Consider the following 18,481-nt stretch of genomic DNA (forward strand, 5'->3'; position numbering starts at 1 on the left):
ATGAGCCCCGAATTCTCAACTATATTTTTTTAGTTTTTGTATAATGAATATGAGGATAAAGGGAATGGGATGAAAGATAAACGATGGATAAGACATCACTTCGTATAAAGGGGAGACAAAGTAATTGGTGAAATTAGATGTGACCGCTGACCAACAGCTTGTAAAGAAAATGAATAAGACTGTATTGTTAAATGAAATCATTCGAAGTTACCCAATCTCACGCGCAAAATTGTCAGAAGTGACGGGGTTGAATAAATCGACTGTGTCTGCGCAAATTGGCGCTCTATTGAACGAAGAACTCATTTTTGAAATCGGACAAGGCGATTCGAGCGGGGGACGTCGTCCGGTCATGCTCGTGTTCAACCAGCAAGCAGGATTCACGATCGGAGTCGATTTAGGCGTGAAAGCGATCAATGCGGTATTGACCGATTTAAAAGGCAACGTCGTGGAGTCGTTGACGACCGAGTGGGCAGAGGCGGACCAGGAGGCGGAACCGAAAGTGAGAGCTGCTATCGATGCGTTGCTTGGTAAGATGCCGTCCTCTCCATACGGGCTCATTGGAATCGGCGTCTCGGTCCCTGGGCTCATCAATCGCGAGCAACAAGTCATTTTTGTCCCGAACCTCCGTCCTGACGTGACGAGTTTGAAGCACGATTTAGAGAATCGTTATGATGTACCCGTTAATTTAGAGAACGAGGCCAATGCGGGGGCTTACGGAGAACGACGGTTCGGGGCAGGGAAAGACCATGAAGAGATGGTCTTCGTCAGTCTCGGGACTGGTGTCGGTACGGGCATCATCTTGCATGGGGAACTGTATCGAGGCGAGGACGGGTTCGCTGGCGAGTTCGGGCATATGTCCATTGAATACAATGGACCAAAATGTACGTGTGGCAACCGAGGGTGTTGGGAGTTGTATGCCTCGGAAAAAGTACTATGGGACAAGTATTTGCCGGGGCACACGGTCGAGACGCTCCAACGAAGTTTACAGGCCAATGAGGCATCGGTGTTGAATGAACTACAAAAATGGTGCTTTTACGTCGGGGTCGGGTTGAATACGGTACTGAACGTCTATAATCCGAAAGTGATCATCATTCAAAGCCGGGTCATCGAGTTGCATCCGATGGTCCTCAACATGATTCGCACGGCCATCTCATCACGCGTGTATGCGCAAGCCGATCATTCGTTCGAGCTCTTCCCGTCGAAATTGAGCGACCACGCTTCAGCGATTGGAATGGCCTCGCTTGCCATCGAGCAGTTTTTACAGCGTCGAATGATGCAATGACGAATAGCCCGTCACCTTCAGGTGGCGGGCTATTGTCATGGGGCAAACGTCCACGTCGTCTCGGAGACGTACGTCTCGCCGGGACGTAACACACTACGAGGGTCCAGCAGGTTCGGTGCTTGTTGGGTCTCTAAACAAAGGCCGGTCCGTCTCAGCCCGTTCGGAAGCATATTGCCCGAATAGAAGACGACACACGGCTCGGTCGTATGGACGGAAAGCCTGCGACCGGAAGCATGACGAAGTTCGATTTGAGGACGTTCCGTTTGGGGCAGGCAAAACGGGTGATCGAAGCCTCCGGCGAGGTCAAGTTGCGCATCTGTATCGTTTAGACCATCTTCGATTCGTTTCGCCTCTCTAAAATCGAACGCACGGGAGGTCATGACGGATTTCACGCGGCGCGGAATGAGGGTCTCGTCTAGTTCATAGAACGAGTCACTCATAAGCTGAAGCGTATGGTCAGAAATCGGCATGGACGTCCCTGATAAATTGAAGTATGTGTGATTCGTCATGTTCATGACGGTCGGCGCGTCGGTCTTCGCCTCATAGCGAATCGCCACGGCGTGGGGATTAATCATGTATTCGACCGACACGTCAATATTCCCAGGGTATCCGTGATGACCATGCGGAAACGACCGTTCAAATCGAATGGTCACGCCATCATCCGTCTGTTCGATGGATGGGTTCCAGACGACCTTATGGAAGTGATCACCGTGCAGGTGGTTGGGACCGTCGTTCAAAGGCAGGTGAACGGTCTGACCGTCGAGTGTGAACTGACCATTCTCTATCCTTCCGGCCACCCGTCCGACCACGCAACCTAGATAATAATCGTGACAGACATATTCCTCAAGCGAATCAAGCGCTAATACGACGTTCTCGATGTTCCCCAGTTGATCGGGGACGGCAATTTCCGTGATGGTACACCCATAATCGATACAAGAAAAGCTGAACGAGTCTGTCGATACGCGGTGACGCGAGACGGGGATACCGTCCACGGTCCCGTAATGGTCGGATGTATAGTTCATCGTCGTCTCACTTTCTCCGAAATGCGGACAGGCCATGAGAGAGCTGTTTCGTGGCCGGATAGACTTGTTGATAGAGTGCGAACAAGGCGTGGTAGCGTGTGACGTTTTCTGGAATCGGTTCGTATCGCTTCGCCTCCTGAATGAACGCCTCACTGCAGGCCTCGAGACTGTCAAACCACCCACAGCCGTAAGCAGCCAACATGGCGGCACCGAGCGCACAGCCTTGCTCGTTGGAAAGCTTGATGATGGTGGCGTCGAAGATGTCTGCCTGCATTTGTAGCCATGCCTCGTTTTTGGCGCCCCCTCCAATCGAAATGATCGACGTAATCACTTTTCCTTCCGCACGGAACAGTTCGAGCGATTCTTTTAAGGAGAACGTGATCCCTTCTAGCACGGCCCGTGAAAAATCGGCGAGGCGATGGGTGGAGTCCATCCCGATAAAGCTTCCTCGCACCATTGCATCCGCGTAAGGAGTCCGTTCACCGACGAGATAAGGGGTGAACAAGAGGCCGTTCGCCCCGATTGGAACGTCTTTCACTTCGGCGAGCAACGTTTCGAATGATTGATCCGGTGCGAACGTATCCTTGAACCAGGATAGGCTGTGTCCTGCTGACAAGGTGACGCCCATCGTATAATAGGCACCTGGCTTAGCATGATTGAGATAATGGACTTTCCCTTTGAAATCGAGCAGGGCGGTTGGTTCATAGGCCAAGACGACACCCGACGTGCCGATGCTGCACATCGTTTGTTGATCGTTCAAAATACCGGCCCCGATGGCACCACAGGCATTGTCCGCACCTCCGGCGAACACGCTAACGCTCGAAGAAAGGCCGGTACGCGTCGCGTAGTAAGAGCTGAGCGTCCCAATTTGATCAGACGACTCGACGAGTGGGGGACAGAGGGATTTCGGCACACCGACCCGTTCACAGATTTCGTCGCTCCATTCCTTTTTAGCGATATCGAGGAGAAGCGTTCCGGCTGCATCCGAATAATCCATGTGCAGTTGACCTGTCAACGCATAGCGGACATAGTCTTTCGGGAGCAGGAAGACGGCTGCTTGACGGAACAAGTCAGGCTCATGCCGTTTCACCCATAGTAGTTTCGGGAGCGTGAAGCCCTCGAGCGCAGGGTTTTTAGTGAGGTCGAGGAGTAGCGGTCCGAGTCGATCTTTGATCTCCTCACATTCAGCCGTCGTCCGCGTATCGTTCCAAAGAATGGCATTGCGAAGCAACTGATGTTGCGCATCGAGTAAGACGAGCCCATGCATTTGTCCCGAGAAGCTTATGCCTTCGATGTCTTCAGGACGTCCTTCGAACTGTTGAACGAGCTCGGCCAAGGCGTTGACCGTCTGTTCGACCCAGGCCGACGGATCTTGTTCGCTGTAGCCTTCTCGTTCTTGGATGAGGGGATAGGCGCGACTCGCTTCCCCGCAGAGTTGCCCGTTTTGGTCGACGAGGATGGCTTTGACCGCACTCGTCCCTAAATCGATTCCGATGACGTATTTCATTAGGTTCATCCTTTCCGGTTTGATTTAAAAGCCCAGACCCCATCATGGAGTCTGGGCTTCGCGATTAAGGGCGTTGTACATCCAACAAGTATTGGTTGAGGATGTGACGGAGCTGTTCTTGACGTCCCGATTTATTTTGGATGTCGGTAAGCGTGAACGCGTGGGCCTCAAGTTTGTGGAAGTCGGTTTGACCGGAGACGATGTCTTTTCCGATTCCCTCATTGTAGCTTGCGTAGCGATCTTGGATGACGTTTTCGAACACACGGTCATCAATCAAGCGTTGAGCGACTTTCGCACCGACGGCGAAGCTGTCCATGCCTGCGATGTGGGCATAGAACAAGTCCTCAGGTTCGAATGAACCGCGGCGGACTTTCGCATCGAAGTTGAGCCCACCGCTTCCGAGCCCACCATTCAACAAGATCTCATACATGGCGAGCGTCGTTGAATAGAGGTCGGTCGGGAATTCATCCGTATCCCAGCCGAGGAGCGGGTCACCTTGGTTTGCATCGACAGACCCGAGCATCCCATTCACGCGGGCGACGCGGAGCTCATGTTCGAACGTGTGTCCGGCGAGCGTCGCATGGTTGGCTTCGATGTTGAATTTGAAGCGGTCCGCCAAGTCATATTTTTGCAAGAAGGCGAGACCCGTCGCCACGTCAAAGTCGTATTGGTGTTTCGTCGGCTCTTTTGGTTTCGGTTCGATCAAGAACTGGGCATCAAAGCCGATCTCTTTGGCATAGCTATCGGCCATGTGGAAGAAGCGGGCCAAGTTATCAAGCTCAAGTCCCATGTCGGTGTTGAGCAACGTTTCATACCCTTCACGACCTCCCCAGAACACATAGTTCTCGGCCCCGAGCTCTTTCCCGACCTCTAATCCTTTTTTCACTTTCGCTGCTGCGTAGGCGTACACATCTGCGTTCGGTGCCGTGGCGGCTCCGTGAATCCAGCGCGGATGCGAGAACATGTTCGCTGTGTTCCAAAGTAATTTCGTCTTACTCGTTTTCATATATTCTTTCATCATCGAGACGATGACATCGATATTTCGGTTCGTCTCAGCGAGGGTGCTTCCTTCAGGGGCGATATCGAAATCATGGAAGCAGAAGTAAGGCACGTTCAACTTGTCAAAGAACTCGAACGCCGCTTCGACACGGGCTTTGGCGAGGTCCATTCCTGAAAGGCGGTCATACGGTCGGATCATCGTGGCTTTACCGAACGGGTCGCTTCCATCGGCTGTGAACGTATGCCAATACGAGACGGCGAAACGGAGCAGCTCTTCCATCGACTTCCCACCAATTTGTTCCTCTGGGTTGTAGTGTTTGAAGGCGAATGGGTTTGTAGAAGAAGTACCTTCAAATTTGATTTGTCCGACACCTTGATAGTATTCCTTTTTCGTTTGAGTTTGTGACATGCGATTCATCCTCCTCATTTCTGTAATCGTTTTCAGGAATAGAATACATCAAACTTTTTAGTTTGTCTATCGAACAAACTAAGTTTTTTGTAATTATCTTTTTGAACTTTTTAACCGTGAGTTAGCTCACAGGTTAATCGGGCGTCAACTCGGGTACAAAGACAGAGACAAGGAGGGAACAATATGGATGTGTTGACATATCGATTTGAAGACGACGGCTCGATCCCGAACAATCCGGATTTCCCGGTGTTGTTGTATCGCGGCGTGTTCGATGAGACGGACGGGATGCAAGCGACGTTCGAACATAACGGTTGGGGCAACAGTTGGGTCAACGGGGTGTTCGATTATCACCATTACCATAGCAACACGCATGAAGTGCTCGGCGTGAAGTCGGGCCGGGCGACCGTCCAACTTGGCGGTGCGACCGGAGACCTCGTCTCGCTTCAAGCAGGAGACGTCTTGATTTTGCCGGCCGGGACGGGACATCGTCGTCTCGAGGCGAGTGAAGACTTCGCCATCGTCGGTGCCTATCCGGAAGGGCGCGATTATGACACGTTGACAGGGAAACCGGAAGAACGGCCGGACAGTGTGCAACGGATCGAACGAGTCGACAAACCGGCGACCGATCCCGTCTTTGGGACGACTGGGCCGTTACATGAACAATGGACGAAGGAGGAGATGGCATGAACCGCATTCCACATACATTAATTTTGGCGACACTGAAACAACACGTGGCTGAATTGCCAGACGGGCGTGAAATGAGGGCCCTCGGGCAAGGCACGTGGCGCATGGGGGAAGACGAATCGAAACGGGACGCTGAAATCGAGGCGCTCCGGACGGGACTCGACTGCGGGTTGCACGTCATCGATACAGCGGAGATGTACGGGGAAGGGAAATCAGAGTCGCTCGTCGGCGAAGCAATCCAAGACCGACGGGAAGACGTGTTCCTCGTCTCGAAAGTGTATCCGCATAACGCCGGGGGCGACAAGCTCGTTCAAGCGTGTGACGCCACGCTCGAACGGCTCGGCACCGACTACCTCGACTTGTATCTCCTGCATTGGCGCGGGAACATCCCGCTCGAGGAGACGGTCGACGGGCTCGAACAGTTGAAGGCGGACGGCAAGATTCGGGCGTGGGGCGTCTCGAACTTTGATGTCGACGACATGAAAGAATTGCTCGCCTTGCCGAAAGGGAAACATTGCGCCGTCAACCAAGTGCTCTATCACCTCGGCAGCCGCGGCGTCGAATACGACTTGTTGCCATTTTTACAGGAGCAAGGAATCCCGATGATGGCTTATGCACCGCTTGCCGAAGGAAGCGAGGTGAAAGAGAAAGTCTTCAACGACGAGACGCTGAACCGGATCGCCAAGGCGTATAGTGCGACACCGGCCCAAATCTTGCTCGCGTGGACAGTGCGGAGCGGTAACGTCATCGCCATCCCGAAAGCAGGGCAGAAAGCCCACGTCGAAGAGAACGGTGCGGCGTTGCTCCTCAACTTGACGGAAGACGACTTCAACGCGCTCGACGGGGCGTTCCCGCCACCGAGCGAAAAAGAACCGTTAGATGTGATTTGACAAAAATAGGTGAGTCCCATCAATGGGGCTCACCTATTTTCTTATCGACATTTCGATATTAAATCCGAATACCTTTCATTCCAGTCGCCCAGTCATGTAATCGATTAAGCTGCTTTTCGTTTGGTACGATTGAAACCTAGTTTTTGAATTAAAATTCGGCCCAGTCGGATTCCTGGCAACTCGATTAGGCGATACGTAATATACGCAAACAAAATTGACACAAGCAATGTCGTCAAAAATACGATCAATAGAGCATTTAATGGTATTAGTGAGCTTGTCAACGTATCCAGCATCACGTAATTAACCATGTCCAATACAAAGAAGTGAACCAAATAGATACTGAAGCTGATTGTGCCGATAAATTGTATCGGGCGGTTGTCTAATATGCGGTTTGGGGCTCCTGATAATCCAAGTGCCAACAAACAAAAAGCGAGTCCGAACAACACGTGTTTAGGCATTAGCGAACTCATGTCGTATGGGGTGAGACCAAGGACGAGTATGCATAAAATCGATAGGGCGGTGAAGCTCTGGTATGCAATCAAGTTAAATGTATACTTCTTGCCGACAAAAAATAAGGTGATGCCCATTAAGAAAATGGACAGTTGATTCGGGAACCAATAAAACAAATAACTCTTCACTTCTGAGAAGGGAGAAACACCTCCGAGAACGCTATGCAGTGCGACACTCGTCACGACCGAAACGGCAACGAATATATAGGCCGTGCGCGGAGTTCGTATCCAATAGAACAGGAACGGGATGCATAGATAGAACAAAAATTCATTAGAGATAGACCAACCTCCAGGTACAAGGCTGAATAACCAGTCTGGATGGAGTACGTTCGTGAACGTGATTGTTGATAAGATAAGATGCATCGATACTTCCGGATAAGATGAATAGATTCCCAACACGTCACTCACCAAATCAAATACCATATAAAAGAGTAAGGCAAAGTAAAACATCGGGGCAATACGGAAAAAGCGTTTTATGTAAAAATCAGGGATTGAGAATTGTCGACTCGATGAATGTTTTTCTAATGAATAGAATAATGTAAACGCGCTAACAATGAAAAACAGTTGGACGCCACGGGAACCTTGAATACCAAATTGGTATAATGTCTCAGGGATATCCCCGTGAAATTTTCGGATGGTATGTGTTAGAATCACACCAAGAATGGCGTATCCTCGCAAGGCGTCTAAATAAGTTAATTTCTGCAATTGAACAGTTCACCTCTCCTAACCATATTTGTAAGTTGTATTTTTTAGACAAAAGTTTGTCTACACCTATGTAAATGTATCATCACATCATAACCTATGTAAAATTATAGAAAAAAATAATAGTAGGTCAGTGATTATTTATTAAACCGCTGACCTACTATTTAATTTAACTAAATCAGGCGAGAATTCTCCCTCCTCTAAGCGTCTGGGGGCGAAGCCCAGCGTAGGTGGGAGATGAATCGCCCGTCTTGGCAAAATTGTATGTGCTTGATATAATCAGTGTAACCAATCAAAAGGACTGATATATCAATGAAAATGGATACAAATAAACATTCAGTCTTTCTTCTAAATTACCACCTCGTCTTGGTAGTCAAATATAGACGCAAGGTGATTGACGACGACGTCTCGGAGTTCGCGAGACAGACGTTCGAACGGATCGGCGCGTCATACCATATCACACTGACCGAATGGAATCATGACGGTGATCATATCCATGTGTTGTTCAAGGCTCACCCGAACACAGAGATGTCGAAGTTTCTGAACGCCTACAAGAGCGCCAGTAGCCGACTGATCAAACGAGACTTTCCACACGTCAAGAGACGACTGTGGAAAGAAATGTTCTGGTCTCGAAGCTACTGCCTCGTGACGACCGGCGGTGCGACGGTCGACGTCATCAGGCAATACATCGAAAAACAAGGAAAGGAGTGATCACTTTGCTGAGGGCGTACAAGTTTCGACTATACCCGACGAAACCGCAACGAGAATCCTTCATGAAGACGTTCGGTTGCGTCCGTTTCGTCTACAACAAGATGCTCGAAGAACGGATCCGACTGTATGAAGAGTCGAAGCTGAACCCCGACGCAAAGCAGAAGCTCCCGACCCCGGCGAAGTATAAGCCCGAATTCCCTTTCTTGAAAGAAGTCGATAGCTTGTCTCTGGCGAATGCCCAGATGGACTTAAATAAGGCATATGCCAACTTCTTCCGCGACAAATCTGTGGGGTTCCCGAAGTTCAAATCGAAGCACAGCGATCGTGCCTCCTACACGACCAACAATCAGAACGGGAGCGTCCGGATCGAGGACGGGAAGGTGAAACTTCCTAAGATCGGCTTCGTGAAGTTCAAACAACATCGTTCTTTCGAGGGAATCATCAAGTCCGCGACAATCTCGATGACGAAGACAGGCAAGTTCTTCGTCTCCATTCTTGTCAATCAAGGTGAAGAAAAGTGGATTCCTGCTAAGAACAAAATCGGCATCGACCTCGGGTTAGAACACTTCGCCATCATGACAAATGATGACATGGTTTCTGAGAAGATCGACAACCCTCGCTTTCTTCGCAAGTCGGAAGAAAAGGTCAAGAAGGCACAGCGAGCTTTGTCTCGTAAGAAAATAGGAAGCAAGAATCGAGAAAAAGCCAAGCTGATTCTCGCCAAGAAGCACGAGAAGATCGCAAATCAACGTAAAGACTTTCTTCATAAGTTGTCGAAACAAATCGTTGACGAGAACCAAGTCATCGTCGTGGAGACATTGAAATCTAAGAATATGATGAAGAACCACAAGGTAGCTAAGTCTATTGGAGACGTAAGTTGGTACGAGTTCGTCCGCCAATTGGAGTACAAATGTAAGTTCTATGGTCGAACGCTTATTAAAGCAGACCAGTGGTTTGCATCAACCCAAATATGTTCTTCTTGCGGCGAGAAAGGCCAGAAGAAGACTATGGACGTCCGTGAATGGACGTGTACTTGTGGCGCTCATCATGATCGAGATATCAACGCGAGCATCAACTTGTTGATGTTAGCTGACTAAAAAAATCTTCAGGGCAGGGACTTGCCCGACGAGCTTGGTAAACAATCGTGGCTAGTAAAAGTACGGTCTTCCCAAGAAGCTCCCACTTCAATTCGCGAAGCAAATAAGTGGTGAGTAGTTCACACAAAAGTGAAGCTTCTATGTTTACATCAATTCGCGAGCGGATGTTTCAACAAATAGTCTTCAATCTGTCCGACCGTCTGTTTCAACACGCCGTCTTCGAACGGAGACTGGAGTCCCGCCAGTTCGACGAGCTTGAGGAATGAGCGGCTTCCGCCGGCTTGGCAGAGCGTGAGATAATCGCTCCATGCCGCCTCACGGTCCTCATGCATGCGCACCCAGAACTGGAAGGCACACACTTGCGCGAGCGTGTAGTCGATATAATAGAACGGGCTCTGGAAGATGTGCCCTTGTTGATGCCACCAAGCGCCTGACTCGAGATAATCGTTCGTCTCATAGTCACGGTGCGGCAAGTACACTTTCTCAAGGTCGCGCCATGCCTGGCGACGTTCAGCGACCGTCATTCCTGGGTTGCGGTAGACGACGTGCTGGAACTCGTCGACGAGGACGCCGTACGGCAAGAACGTGATGCTTCCGGCCAAGTGATTGAACTTGTACTTGTCGACTTGATCGCCGAAGAACAGCTCCATCCACGGCCAGCAGAAGAACTCCATCGACATCGAGTGAATCTCACACGCCTCGTATGTCGGGAACGCGTATTCCGGCGTCGTCAAATGACGGCTCTCATACACTTGGAAGGCGTGGCCGACCTCATGTGTGAGCACGTCGATATCGCCGGCCGTGCCGTTGAAGTTCGAGAAAATGAACGGGAGACCTTCTGACGGGAGGTACGTGCAGTAGCCACCGCCAGACTTGCCCGGTTTCGCCGTCAAGTCGAGGGCACCGCGCTGTTGCATGAACTGGAAGAACTCGTCCGTCTCGTTCGAGAGTTCACGATACATCGTGTTCCCGCCTTCGATGATGAACGCCTCGTCGCCTTGTGGTGTCGCGTTGCCGTCCGGGAAGACGAATGACTCGTCGTAATACGTGAGCGCGTCGACGCCGATCCGTTTCGCCTGCTTCTCTTTTAACGTCGTCGCGAGCGGGACGATGACGTCGCGCACTTGTTTGCGGAAGTTGTCGACATTCGACTCGTCATAGCCGACACGCTGCATCCGGGCGTAACCGAGCTCGACGAACGACTGGAAGCCGAGCGCGTGAGCGATATCGGTCCGGACGCGGACGAGTTCGCCGTAGATGCGGTCGAGTTCGTCCCCGTTGTCGGCCAGATATGTATAACGGGCCTCGGATGCCGCTTTTCGTACCGAACGGTCAGGAGATTGCAAATACGGGCCGAACTGGGACAAGTTGAGCGTCTTGCCGTCGAATTCGATTTGGGCCGCCGACATGACTTTCTGATAGGCGGTCGCCAATCGATTCTCTTCCTGCAGTTTGGGGATGAGCGACTCCTCGAACGTCTTGAGCGCGCGCTCGGCGAGTTCGAACAATTGGCTGCCCCATTCCTTCTCGAGTTCACGGCGCAGGTCGTGCTCGGTCAAGACGCGATAATACGCTTGGACCTCTTTCTCATAAACCGGTAAGGCGTCGTCAAAGAACGTCTGTTCGGCCTCGTAGAACGCGTCGCGCGTGTCGATCGAGTGACGGATCGCGACGAGCTGACTTTGCGTCTCGAACTCGTTGCGTTCCTGGTTGATTTGGCGAATCAATTCGTTCGCTTCTTCAAGTGTGCTCGCTTGCTGCAATTCGACTGAATAGTCCGACAATCGGCTGTTTAGAGCGTCCAAGTCGGGCCGTTCATATGACAATTTTGTGAAAGTGGTCATTGTAAGCGCCTCCATCATGTGAAATTTTTATAAAGTGTAAAAAGGGCTTGCAAAAGCGATTGCACACTCGTATTCTTACGATGTGTAAACGAATTCGCACTACCTTATTACAACTATACCGTTTCTAGGGTAGGGATTGAAGTGGAAGCTTTTCGGGTATAAAAGCTAAGACTTTGATTAACAGAACATGTTGGAGGGATTAAGCTATGGGATTCTTTAAAAAACTATTCGGTGGTAAAGAAGAACAACTTAACGCGGTTTCACCGCTTACAGGGAAGGTCATTGACATCACGAACGTTCCTGACCAAGTGTTCTCACAAAAAATGATGGGTGACGGCATCGCCGTCGAACCGACAGACGGCAAAGTCGTCTCGCCGGTAAACGGTACAATCGCGACTGTCTTCCCGACAAAACACGCGATCGGTATCAACGCTGACAACGGTGCGGAGTACTTGATTCACATCGGTCTCGACACGGTCAATCTTAAAGGTGAAGGCTTCGAAACGCACGTGACAGAAGGTCAAGCCGTCAAAGCTGGCGACACGCTCGTCACGTTCGACCTCGACTTCATCAAAGCGAACGCGCCGTCGACAATCACACCGGTGATTATCACGAACCACGACAACTTCGGTGTGAACAAATTGGTTGCTGAAGGCGACACGGTCACAGCCGGTTCTTCAGAAGTCGTCGAATTGACGAAAAAATAAGTTGAACATTTTACTCGGAGGCACACGCTTCCGAGTATTTTTTTGTGGATTCGGGAACTATACTAAAAGAGAGGGGGAGAGACACATGGATGGAAAAAACGCACCGTACCGGGGTTATGGGGACCGAATTCGAATATTACGTGAGCGGGCTGGCATCTCGGTCGAGGCACTCGCCGACCGCATCGGCGTCGCCCCATACTTTATTCGCCGGACCGAACTGAGTGAAGTTTACCCGACGATGCCTTACATAGAGGCGCTCGCCGAGGCGCTCAAGATTGACGCGAACTACTTGGCCCGCCATATTTGGACGGGCGAGTCGCTTAAAGTGCTCATGAAAGGGACGGTCCCTGAGCTCGAGCAGATGAAGCTAGCCTACGATGAGGCGATGCACGGCAAGTCGACCGAGGACATGCAGCGGCAGCTCGAGGCGCGCATGCGCATCTTCGACCTGATGCATGAGGAAGAACTCCGTCGCATCTTCGCCGAGGACGAGGAGCCGACTTCACATCATGCGCTCGAGGCGCTTGTCGATGCCGTGCTCGACCTGGGTCGCTCGCACGAACCGACGCATCGGATCGTCCCGTTCGCTCGCTACATTGAGAAACTCGTGCCGGACCAGTTCGTCGACAACTCGTTCCAATATACAGAGTTCGGGGTTGTCGCTAAATCGTATAAATTGCAGTGAAGGCCGTGGGGGACCACGGTTTTTCGCTATGGACGAAAGGAAAAATGTGATGATTGCTGTTCAAGCACTGAAACGACGATTGGTGAACAACCGGCTCGATGTCCAGTTAGAAGAAGGATATGTGAACCAACTGACATTCTCCTTCAACGGCCCAGCTACTACGACGGAGCTAGAGCGGTTGCCGAAAGAGACACCGGCAACGGTCCGTGCATGGTTAGGCGAACATAACGGTGCCAAACTGTTCGAAGACCCGGAGTGTGGCGGAGCAATTGAATTGTTCTCGATCGATGAGATCCTTGAGCACAAACAGCTCTGGGAATGTCCGGCGCCTTTTCTACCAGTGGGGGCGGGGCGTGACGGAGAATGGATGGTTTGTGAGTACATAAGTGAGACGGACAATCGGATGTGGATTGGAGAGTTTTTGAGTTTTGACGAAGAGGACGCTAGGTTGAACCGCTTGCCCTTCAACTTTTCGGGTTGGTTGGATTATGTGATTGTGGCACAAGGTGCCGCGTTTTGGGACTGGTTTCGAACATGAAAAAGAACGGCCGCCCGAATGGGTGGCCGTTCTGTCGTTCAGCGCGCCATGCGCGCGTCGTAGCGCACTTTCGGTCGTGTACCGGCAAGCAGGAAGCCGAGCACGATGTTGAGAATCGTGAGCACCCAACCGACGTAACCGAACGTGTAGGCGAGGCTTGCGAGCACTGTCTGCCAGTCGAGTAAGGACGCGGCGTCACCTCGGATAGTGAAACGGATCACTGTGAATCCGATGAGCGTCGTCGCCGTGATCAAGATGCCGATCCATGCGCCGCCGAACCGCGATGTCTCCGGGCGTCGGCTGACCGGATACCAAAAAGCGAGCGTCCCGAGGAACGTGCTTCCCGCGTATGCGAGCAAGATTTGCCACAGCGCATCGGCGTCCAAGAAGACGGTATAACAGATGAACGTCGTGAGCGTCGTCATGAAAGTAAAGATTAAAGCTGCGAGTAATCGTGATCGCATTGTTCGTTTCCTCCTCATTTTGCACATTCTTTAGAGTATACGAAAACGAAAATGCTGTAAACGTTATTGTCGATTCTGTAATATTTGTCGCCATTGTTTAATCGCGTTGTTGCCGTAGAATAAGACGCCGCCGCGATAAAATTTCGAGCCGACCCACAAAATCACACCAATCGTGGCGATCATGATGCCGATCGACAAGGCGACTTCCCATACCGGCACGTCGACGAGCATGACGCGGAGGAACATGAGCATCGGCGTGAAGAACGGTACGTACGACAAAATCGTGACGATCGGTGCCTCCGGGTTGTTCAAGCCGAACATAGCGGCGAGGAACCCAGCGACGAGCAGCATGATGACCGGCATCGTCATCTGTTGTGACTCTTCGACCCGGCTGACGAGCGAACCGAGAACGGCGAACATGGCCGCATAAAGCAGATAACCGAGCGTGAAGAACGTCAACAAGTAGACGACGGCCCGGACGTTGCCTGCGTTGTCGATGACTGACTGGGCCATCTCGTTACTGCGGGCGCTGAAGTAGCCGAAGCCGAGGAAAATCGCGATTTGGAGCAGGGCGAGCGTCCCGATGGCCGAGATTTTGGCGAGCATATGCGTCACCGGGTGCGTCGTCGAGATGATGAGCTCCATGACGCGCGACGATTTCTCGGTCGTGACCTCGGTCGAGATCATCGACCCGTACGTGATGATCGAGACGTAGAGCAACATGAGCATGACGTAGACGAACGCGAACGATGAGAACAGCTCGTCCGAGTTTTCCCCGCCGCGTCCGAGATACGACTCCTCGACCGTGACGGGCTCATTCAACGCCGCGAGGACGGTCGGGTCGATGTTCGACGCCTCGATTAGCTCGGCGTTCCGAATTTCACGGAGCGCCGTCTGGAGGACCGTCGTGAAGTCCGGTTCCGGCCGTTCCGAGAGCACGCGGGCCGAATCCGCCTCGATGAAGGCGACGATCTCATAGTCTCCGTTGTCGAGCCCTTCACGTGCCTCGGACTCGGTGATGGACGCCGATTGGATGTCTTCATAACCAAGCGACTGCATGAGCGTCGTCAGTTCATTGTTATCGGTGACGAGGATAGCTTGGGCTTGATCGGTATCCTCGAAGTTCGCGAGCAGACGGTCGATGTTCGTGAAACCGAAAATGAACAAAATCGTCAACAGCGTCGAGATGAGGAACGCCTTCGAGCGCAATTTCGAGCGTAGCGTGAACGAGTAGAGTGGTCCGAAGTTATGAAACATGTTGGCCGACCTCCTTGATGAAGATGTCGTTTAATGAAACAGGTTGGCGCATGAACGTCTTGACGGCGGCGCCGTTCGTCACGAGGGCGCCGAGCACCGCATCACTGTCAGCGAACGAGTCGAGCCGGACGAAGTGGCCGTCCTTATGCGGTTCGATCGCCCGGACGACCGGGAGGGCTTGGAGCACGTCAGGCCGGTCCGTCTCGATGAAGAGCACCGGCTCCTCGTAACGAGTCTTGATCGTCGGGACGTCGCCGCTGACGACGGCGCGTCCACCTTTCAAAATGCCGATATGCTGGCACAATTCCTCGACGTGCTCCATCCGATGGCTCGAGAAGACGATCGTCGTCCCGGCGTCACGGAGGGCGAGCACTTCGCGTTTCAAGATCTCAACGTTGACGGGGTCAAGTCCGCTGAACGGCTCATCGAGGATGAGCAGTTCCGGATTGTGGAGCAGGGCGGCCACGAGTTGAATCTTCTGTTGGTTCCCTTTGGACAGTTGTTCGACGCGCATCGTCTCATACTGCGGGATTTCGAGCCGTTCGAGCCACGTTTTGACGGCCCGTTTCGCCTCGGCCTGACGCATGCCTTTCAGGCTCGCCAAGAAGACGAGCTGGTCACGGACGGGTGATTTCGGATACAGGCCCCGCTCTTCCGGCAGATAGCCGACGATGCGGTGGTCGACGTTGCGGCCGTCCCACGTAATCGTCCCGGCACTCGGTTTGAGGATGTCTAGGATCATGCGGAACGTCGTCGTCTTCCCGGCGCCGTTCGCCCCGAGCAGCCCGAACATCTCGCCTTTCGGGACATGAAAGCTCAAATCGTCGACGGCCGTGAAGTCGCCGAACTGTTTCGAGACACGTTCGATTTGTAACGTCATAGTATGTACCTCCTTATAGGTGTCTACTAGTAGCGTACGCCATGTTGAGCAAAAAGTTTCACATTTCTTCGAAAATGATTTATCTTGAAATCAAGATAATGAAAAGGAGGACATGACATGACGAAGCAATCAGCGGGTATCCATCACATCTCGGCGATGGTGAAAGACCCACAACGTACATTAGATTTTTACGGGAATGTCCTCGGACTCCGGTTCGTCAAACAGACGGTCAACTTCGACGACCCGGGTACGTATCACTTCTATTTCGGGGATGAGCAAGGGTCACCAGGGACGGTCATCACGTTTTTCCCGATTCCAGGGATCGGCAAGGGTAGCGTCGGTAGCGGGCAGGTCGGGGTCACGGCCTATCTCGTCCCGGAAGGCAGCCTCTTGTTCTGGGAGAAACGATTGAACGACAATGGCGTCGGCACGGTCGCGACCGAACGCTTCGGCGAGCCGTCGCTCTTGTTTGAAGACCCGGACGGACTCGTCATCGAGCTCGTCGCCCGGGCGAGTTCGAAACAGACCAATTGGGTCGTGCCGGGCGTGACAGTACGTGAGGCGATCACCGGCTTTGCCGGGGCGACGCTGTTGTCGAAAGACCCGGAGGCGACGGTCCGCCTGTTGACGGGACTGTTTGGCTTTGAGACGGTAGGGGAAGATTCAGAATGGATTCGCCTCGAGGCGACGGCCGACTATGGCAACGTCATCGACGTGAAAAAGACCATCCTGCCGAACGGGGTTCCCGGTTCGGGGACGGTCCATCATATCGCCTGGCGCATCAATGACGGGGAAGACTATGCCTCGTGGCAAGATGCCATCTTCGAGCTCGGGATGCGTCCGACCGAAGTGAAAGAGCGTCATTATTTCCGCTCGGTCTATTTCCATGACGGCGGCCGGATTCTCCATGAACTGGCGACCGATGCCCCTGGCTTTTTGATCGATGAGAGTTTGGAGGGCCTCGGCTCGACACTCAAGCTCCCGGCCTGGTTCGAACAGGATCGGGAGGCGATCACCCGCACGTTACCGACGATTACAATCCCGAGAGGAGACATGACATGATTCATCAATTCATTAAAGGCACGACCGAGACGACACTCGTTTTATTGCACGGGACAGGAGGGACGGAGCAGGATTTGATTCCGCTCGCCCGCGAACTCGCCCCTGAAGTGAACATTTTGACGCTCCGGGGGGACGTGCTCGAGAACGGTATGTCCCGCTTCTTCCGTCGTCACGCGGAAGGCGTCCTCGACCTCGAGGACTTGAAGAGGCAGACGGAACGGTTCTTGACGTTCTTGGATGATGCCTCGACAGAGTACGGCATCGACCGTGACAAGATGATCCCGCTCGGCTATTCGAACGGGGCCAACTTGATCGGTTCGGCGCTTTATCGGAAGCAAGCGTTCCACGCCTCGCTCTTGTTCCACCCGATGGTGCCCGACCGCTCGCTCACGTTGCCAGACCTCACGGGGGCGAACGTGTTCATCTCGGCCGGGGAGCGTGACCCGATTTGCCCGAAAACAGAAACAGAAGAGCTCACGTCGACGCTACGGGGTGCCGGAGCGGACGTTGAACTCTTCTATCACGGAGGCGGGCACGAGCTACGCATGGAAGAAGTCGAGGCGGCCCGGGCCTGGTTGACACCGTTCCTCGGTTAAGCCATCTTCTTCGGTTTCGATGGTCTCGAGTAGACGACGAGCACACCGCGATCAATCAAATAGGCGGCGAACAGACGTTTCGCCTCTTCAGAACGGACGGTTCGGTCGATTTGGATATACAATCGGCCGAGCTTTTTTTGTGACGTGCGGGTCAATAACCAGATGGAGTCGAGGGTGTACTGCCAGCTACGGAGCGTATCCGCCCCGATGTACATATACCGGTTCGACGTGCGTTCAAGCAAGTAGTTGAGCCACCAGACGTCACGCGCGAGTTTCATGGCGACGCCGACGAGGAACGAGATGAACACGAACGACAGGACAGATAGAATCGGATGGATGGCGGTAAATCGTTCCCGGATTGGTTCGAAGGCGACGATGAGCAGTCCGACGGAAAAGGCGCCGGTGAACCACCAAAATCCGAAGTTAGAGAATGAACGTTTCGGGTCATGTACCATATGGTGACGATTACGAATGACGGAAGCCATTCTCCACACCTCCTTTTGTTAGAATATTCTGATTATTTGGTAAGACTACTATACTATACTGTACCCACTCTCGTCTATTTGAATACGCTTGAAACCTGCAGTCGGTTGAAGATTTCTTGACGTTTCGGCTTGCGGAATGTAAATCCGGGGA

General features: G+C 52.4%; 19 protein-coding genes. 10 read left to right on the forward strand and 9 right to left on the reverse strand.

The features are described from left to right. Positions 1-169: 169 nt before the first annotated feature. Positions 170-1,282, forward strand: a complete 1,113-nt coding sequence (locus NMQ00_RS04325; protein ID WP_255178675.1) for an ROK family transcriptional regulator — start codon at positions 170-172, stop codon at positions 1,280-1,282. A gap of 35 nt (positions 1,283-1,317) precedes the next feature. Here NMQ00_RS04325 and NMQ00_RS04330 read toward each other — a convergent pair whose 3' ends face one another. From NMQ00_RS04330 to xylA, 3 genes are all read right to left on the reverse strand, one after another. Next, a complete protein-coding gene (locus NMQ00_RS04330) occupies positions 1,318-2,304 on the reverse strand; it encodes an aldose epimerase family protein (RefSeq protein WP_255178094.1) in 987 nt (328 codons plus the stop codon). Positions 2,305-2,311: 7 nt separating this feature from the next. Then, positions 2,312-3,811: a xylulokinase gene (gene xylB / locus NMQ00_RS04335; protein ID WP_255178676.1), complete on the reverse strand. Its 1,500-nt coding sequence runs from the start codon at positions 3,809-3,811 to the stop codon at positions 2,312-2,314. Positions 3,812-3,875: 64 nt separating this feature from the next. Continuing rightward, positions 3,876-5,219 (reverse strand): xylose isomerase, encoded by a 1,344-nt coding sequence (gene xylA / locus NMQ00_RS04340; protein WP_215192072.1) that lies wholly within the window; start codon positions 5,217-5,219, stop codon positions 3,876-3,878. Between the two features lie 183 nt (positions 5,220-5,402). On the opposite strand from xylA, the gene NMQ00_RS04345 reads away from it, so the two are divergent. Both NMQ00_RS04345 and NMQ00_RS04350 read left to right on the forward strand, forming a co-directional pair. Next, positions 5,403-5,906 carry a cupin domain-containing protein gene (locus NMQ00_RS04345; RefSeq protein ID WP_034778690.1) on the forward strand — a complete coding sequence of 168 codons (504 nt, stop codon included), beginning with the start codon at positions 5,403-5,405 and terminating at the stop codon, positions 5,904-5,906. Continuing rightward, on the forward strand, positions 5,903-6,793 hold the full coding sequence (locus NMQ00_RS04350) for an aldo/keto reductase (protein ID WP_303826673.1): 891 nt from the start codon (positions 5,903-5,905) through the stop codon (positions 6,791-6,793). The genes NMQ00_RS04345 and NMQ00_RS04350 overlap by 4 nt, the downstream gene beginning before the upstream one ends. A gap of 104 nt (positions 6,794-6,897) precedes the next feature. Here NMQ00_RS04350 and NMQ00_RS04355 read toward each other — a convergent pair whose 3' ends face one another. Then, a complete protein-coding gene (locus tag NMQ00_RS04355) occupies positions 6,898-8,007 on the reverse strand; it encodes an acyltransferase family protein (protein ID WP_255178095.1) in 1,110 nt (369 codons plus the stop codon). A 309-nt stretch (positions 8,008-8,316) separates the two neighbouring features. Here NMQ00_RS04355 and tnpA point away from each other — a divergent pair, with 309 nt between their 5' ends. Together tnpA and tnpB are read left to right on the forward strand one after the other, a co-directional pair. Further along, on the forward strand, positions 8,317-8,715 hold the full coding sequence (gene tnpA / locus NMQ00_RS04360) for an IS200/IS605 family transposase (protein ID WP_255178096.1): 399 nt from the start codon (positions 8,317-8,319) through the stop codon (positions 8,713-8,715). Between the two features lie 5 nt (positions 8,716-8,720). Beyond that, complete coding sequence (tnpB, locus tag NMQ00_RS04365; RefSeq protein WP_255178097.1) at positions 8,721-9,812, forward strand: IS200/IS605 family element RNA-guided endonuclease TnpB; 1,092 nt, start codon at positions 8,721-8,723, stop codon at positions 9,810-9,812. 149 nt (positions 9,813-9,961) lie between these two features. On the opposite strand, the gene NMQ00_RS04370 is transcribed toward tnpB, so the two are convergent. Beyond that, positions 9,962-11,656 (reverse strand): M3 family oligoendopeptidase, encoded by a 1,695-nt coding sequence (locus NMQ00_RS04370; RefSeq protein ID WP_255178098.1) that lies wholly within the window; start codon positions 11,654-11,656, stop codon positions 9,962-9,964. A gap of 206 nt (positions 11,657-11,862) precedes the next feature. Between NMQ00_RS04370 and NMQ00_RS04375 the strand changes: the two genes are divergently transcribed. From NMQ00_RS04375 to NMQ00_RS04385, 3 genes are all read left to right on the forward strand, one after another. Continuing rightward, positions 11,863-12,363, forward strand: coding sequence for a PTS sugar transporter subunit IIA (locus NMQ00_RS04375; RefSeq protein ID WP_255178099.1), 501 nt, complete (start codon positions 11,863-11,865; stop codon positions 12,361-12,363). A gap of 85 nt (positions 12,364-12,448) precedes the next feature. Then, positions 12,449-13,048 carry a helix-turn-helix domain-containing protein gene (locus NMQ00_RS04380; protein ID WP_255178100.1) on the forward strand — a complete coding sequence of 200 codons (600 nt, stop codon included), beginning with the start codon at positions 12,449-12,451 and terminating at the stop codon, positions 13,046-13,048. Between the two features lie 28 nt (positions 13,049-13,076). Further along, positions 13,077-13,586, forward strand: coding sequence for an SMI1/KNR4 family protein (locus NMQ00_RS04385; RefSeq protein WP_255178101.1), 510 nt, complete (start codon positions 13,077-13,079; stop codon positions 13,584-13,586). A 38-nt stretch (positions 13,587-13,624) separates the two neighbouring features. Here the strand turns inward: NMQ00_RS04385 and NMQ00_RS04390 are convergent, their stop codons facing one another. From NMQ00_RS04390 to NMQ00_RS04400, 3 genes are all read right to left on the reverse strand, one after another. Then, positions 13,625-14,050, reverse strand: a complete 426-nt coding sequence (locus NMQ00_RS04390) for a hypothetical protein (protein WP_255178102.1) — start codon at positions 14,048-14,050, stop codon at positions 13,625-13,627. Positions 14,051-14,113: 63 nt separating this feature from the next. After that, the gene (locus NMQ00_RS04395) at positions 14,114-15,307 is read right to left on the reverse strand and encodes an ABC transporter permease (RefSeq protein ID WP_255178103.1); all 1,194 of its coding nucleotides are present in this window, start codon (positions 15,305-15,307) and stop codon (positions 14,114-14,116) included. Next, a complete protein-coding gene (locus NMQ00_RS04400) occupies positions 15,297-16,187 on the reverse strand; it encodes an ABC transporter ATP-binding protein (protein ID WP_255178104.1) in 891 nt (296 codons plus the stop codon). The genes NMQ00_RS04395 and NMQ00_RS04400 overlap by 11 nt, the downstream gene beginning before the upstream one ends. A 117-nt stretch (positions 16,188-16,304) precedes the next feature. On the opposite strand from NMQ00_RS04400, the gene NMQ00_RS04405 reads away from it, so the two are divergent. After that, the gene (locus tag NMQ00_RS04405; protein ID WP_255178105.1) at positions 16,305-17,249 is read left to right on the forward strand and encodes a VOC family protein; all 945 of its coding nucleotides are present in this window, start codon (positions 16,305-16,307) and stop codon (positions 17,247-17,249) included. Then, the gene (locus NMQ00_RS04410) at positions 17,246-17,845 is read left to right on the forward strand and encodes an alpha/beta hydrolase (RefSeq protein ID WP_255178106.1); all 600 of its coding nucleotides are present in this window, start codon (positions 17,246-17,248) and stop codon (positions 17,843-17,845) included. The genes NMQ00_RS04405 and NMQ00_RS04410 overlap by 4 nt, the downstream gene beginning before the upstream one ends. Here the strand turns inward: NMQ00_RS04410 and NMQ00_RS04415 are convergent. After that, positions 17,842-18,330, reverse strand: coding sequence for a hypothetical protein (locus NMQ00_RS04415; protein ID WP_255178107.1), 489 nt, complete (start codon positions 18,328-18,330; stop codon positions 17,842-17,844). The genes NMQ00_RS04410 and NMQ00_RS04415 overlap by 4 nt on opposite strands. Between the last annotated feature and the right edge of the window lie 151 nt (positions 18,331-18,481).

This window comes from Exiguobacterium aurantiacum (assembly GCF_024362205.1).
GTDB lineage: Bacteria > Bacillota > Bacilli > Exiguobacteriales > Exiguobacteriaceae > Exiguobacterium > Exiguobacterium aurantiacum_B.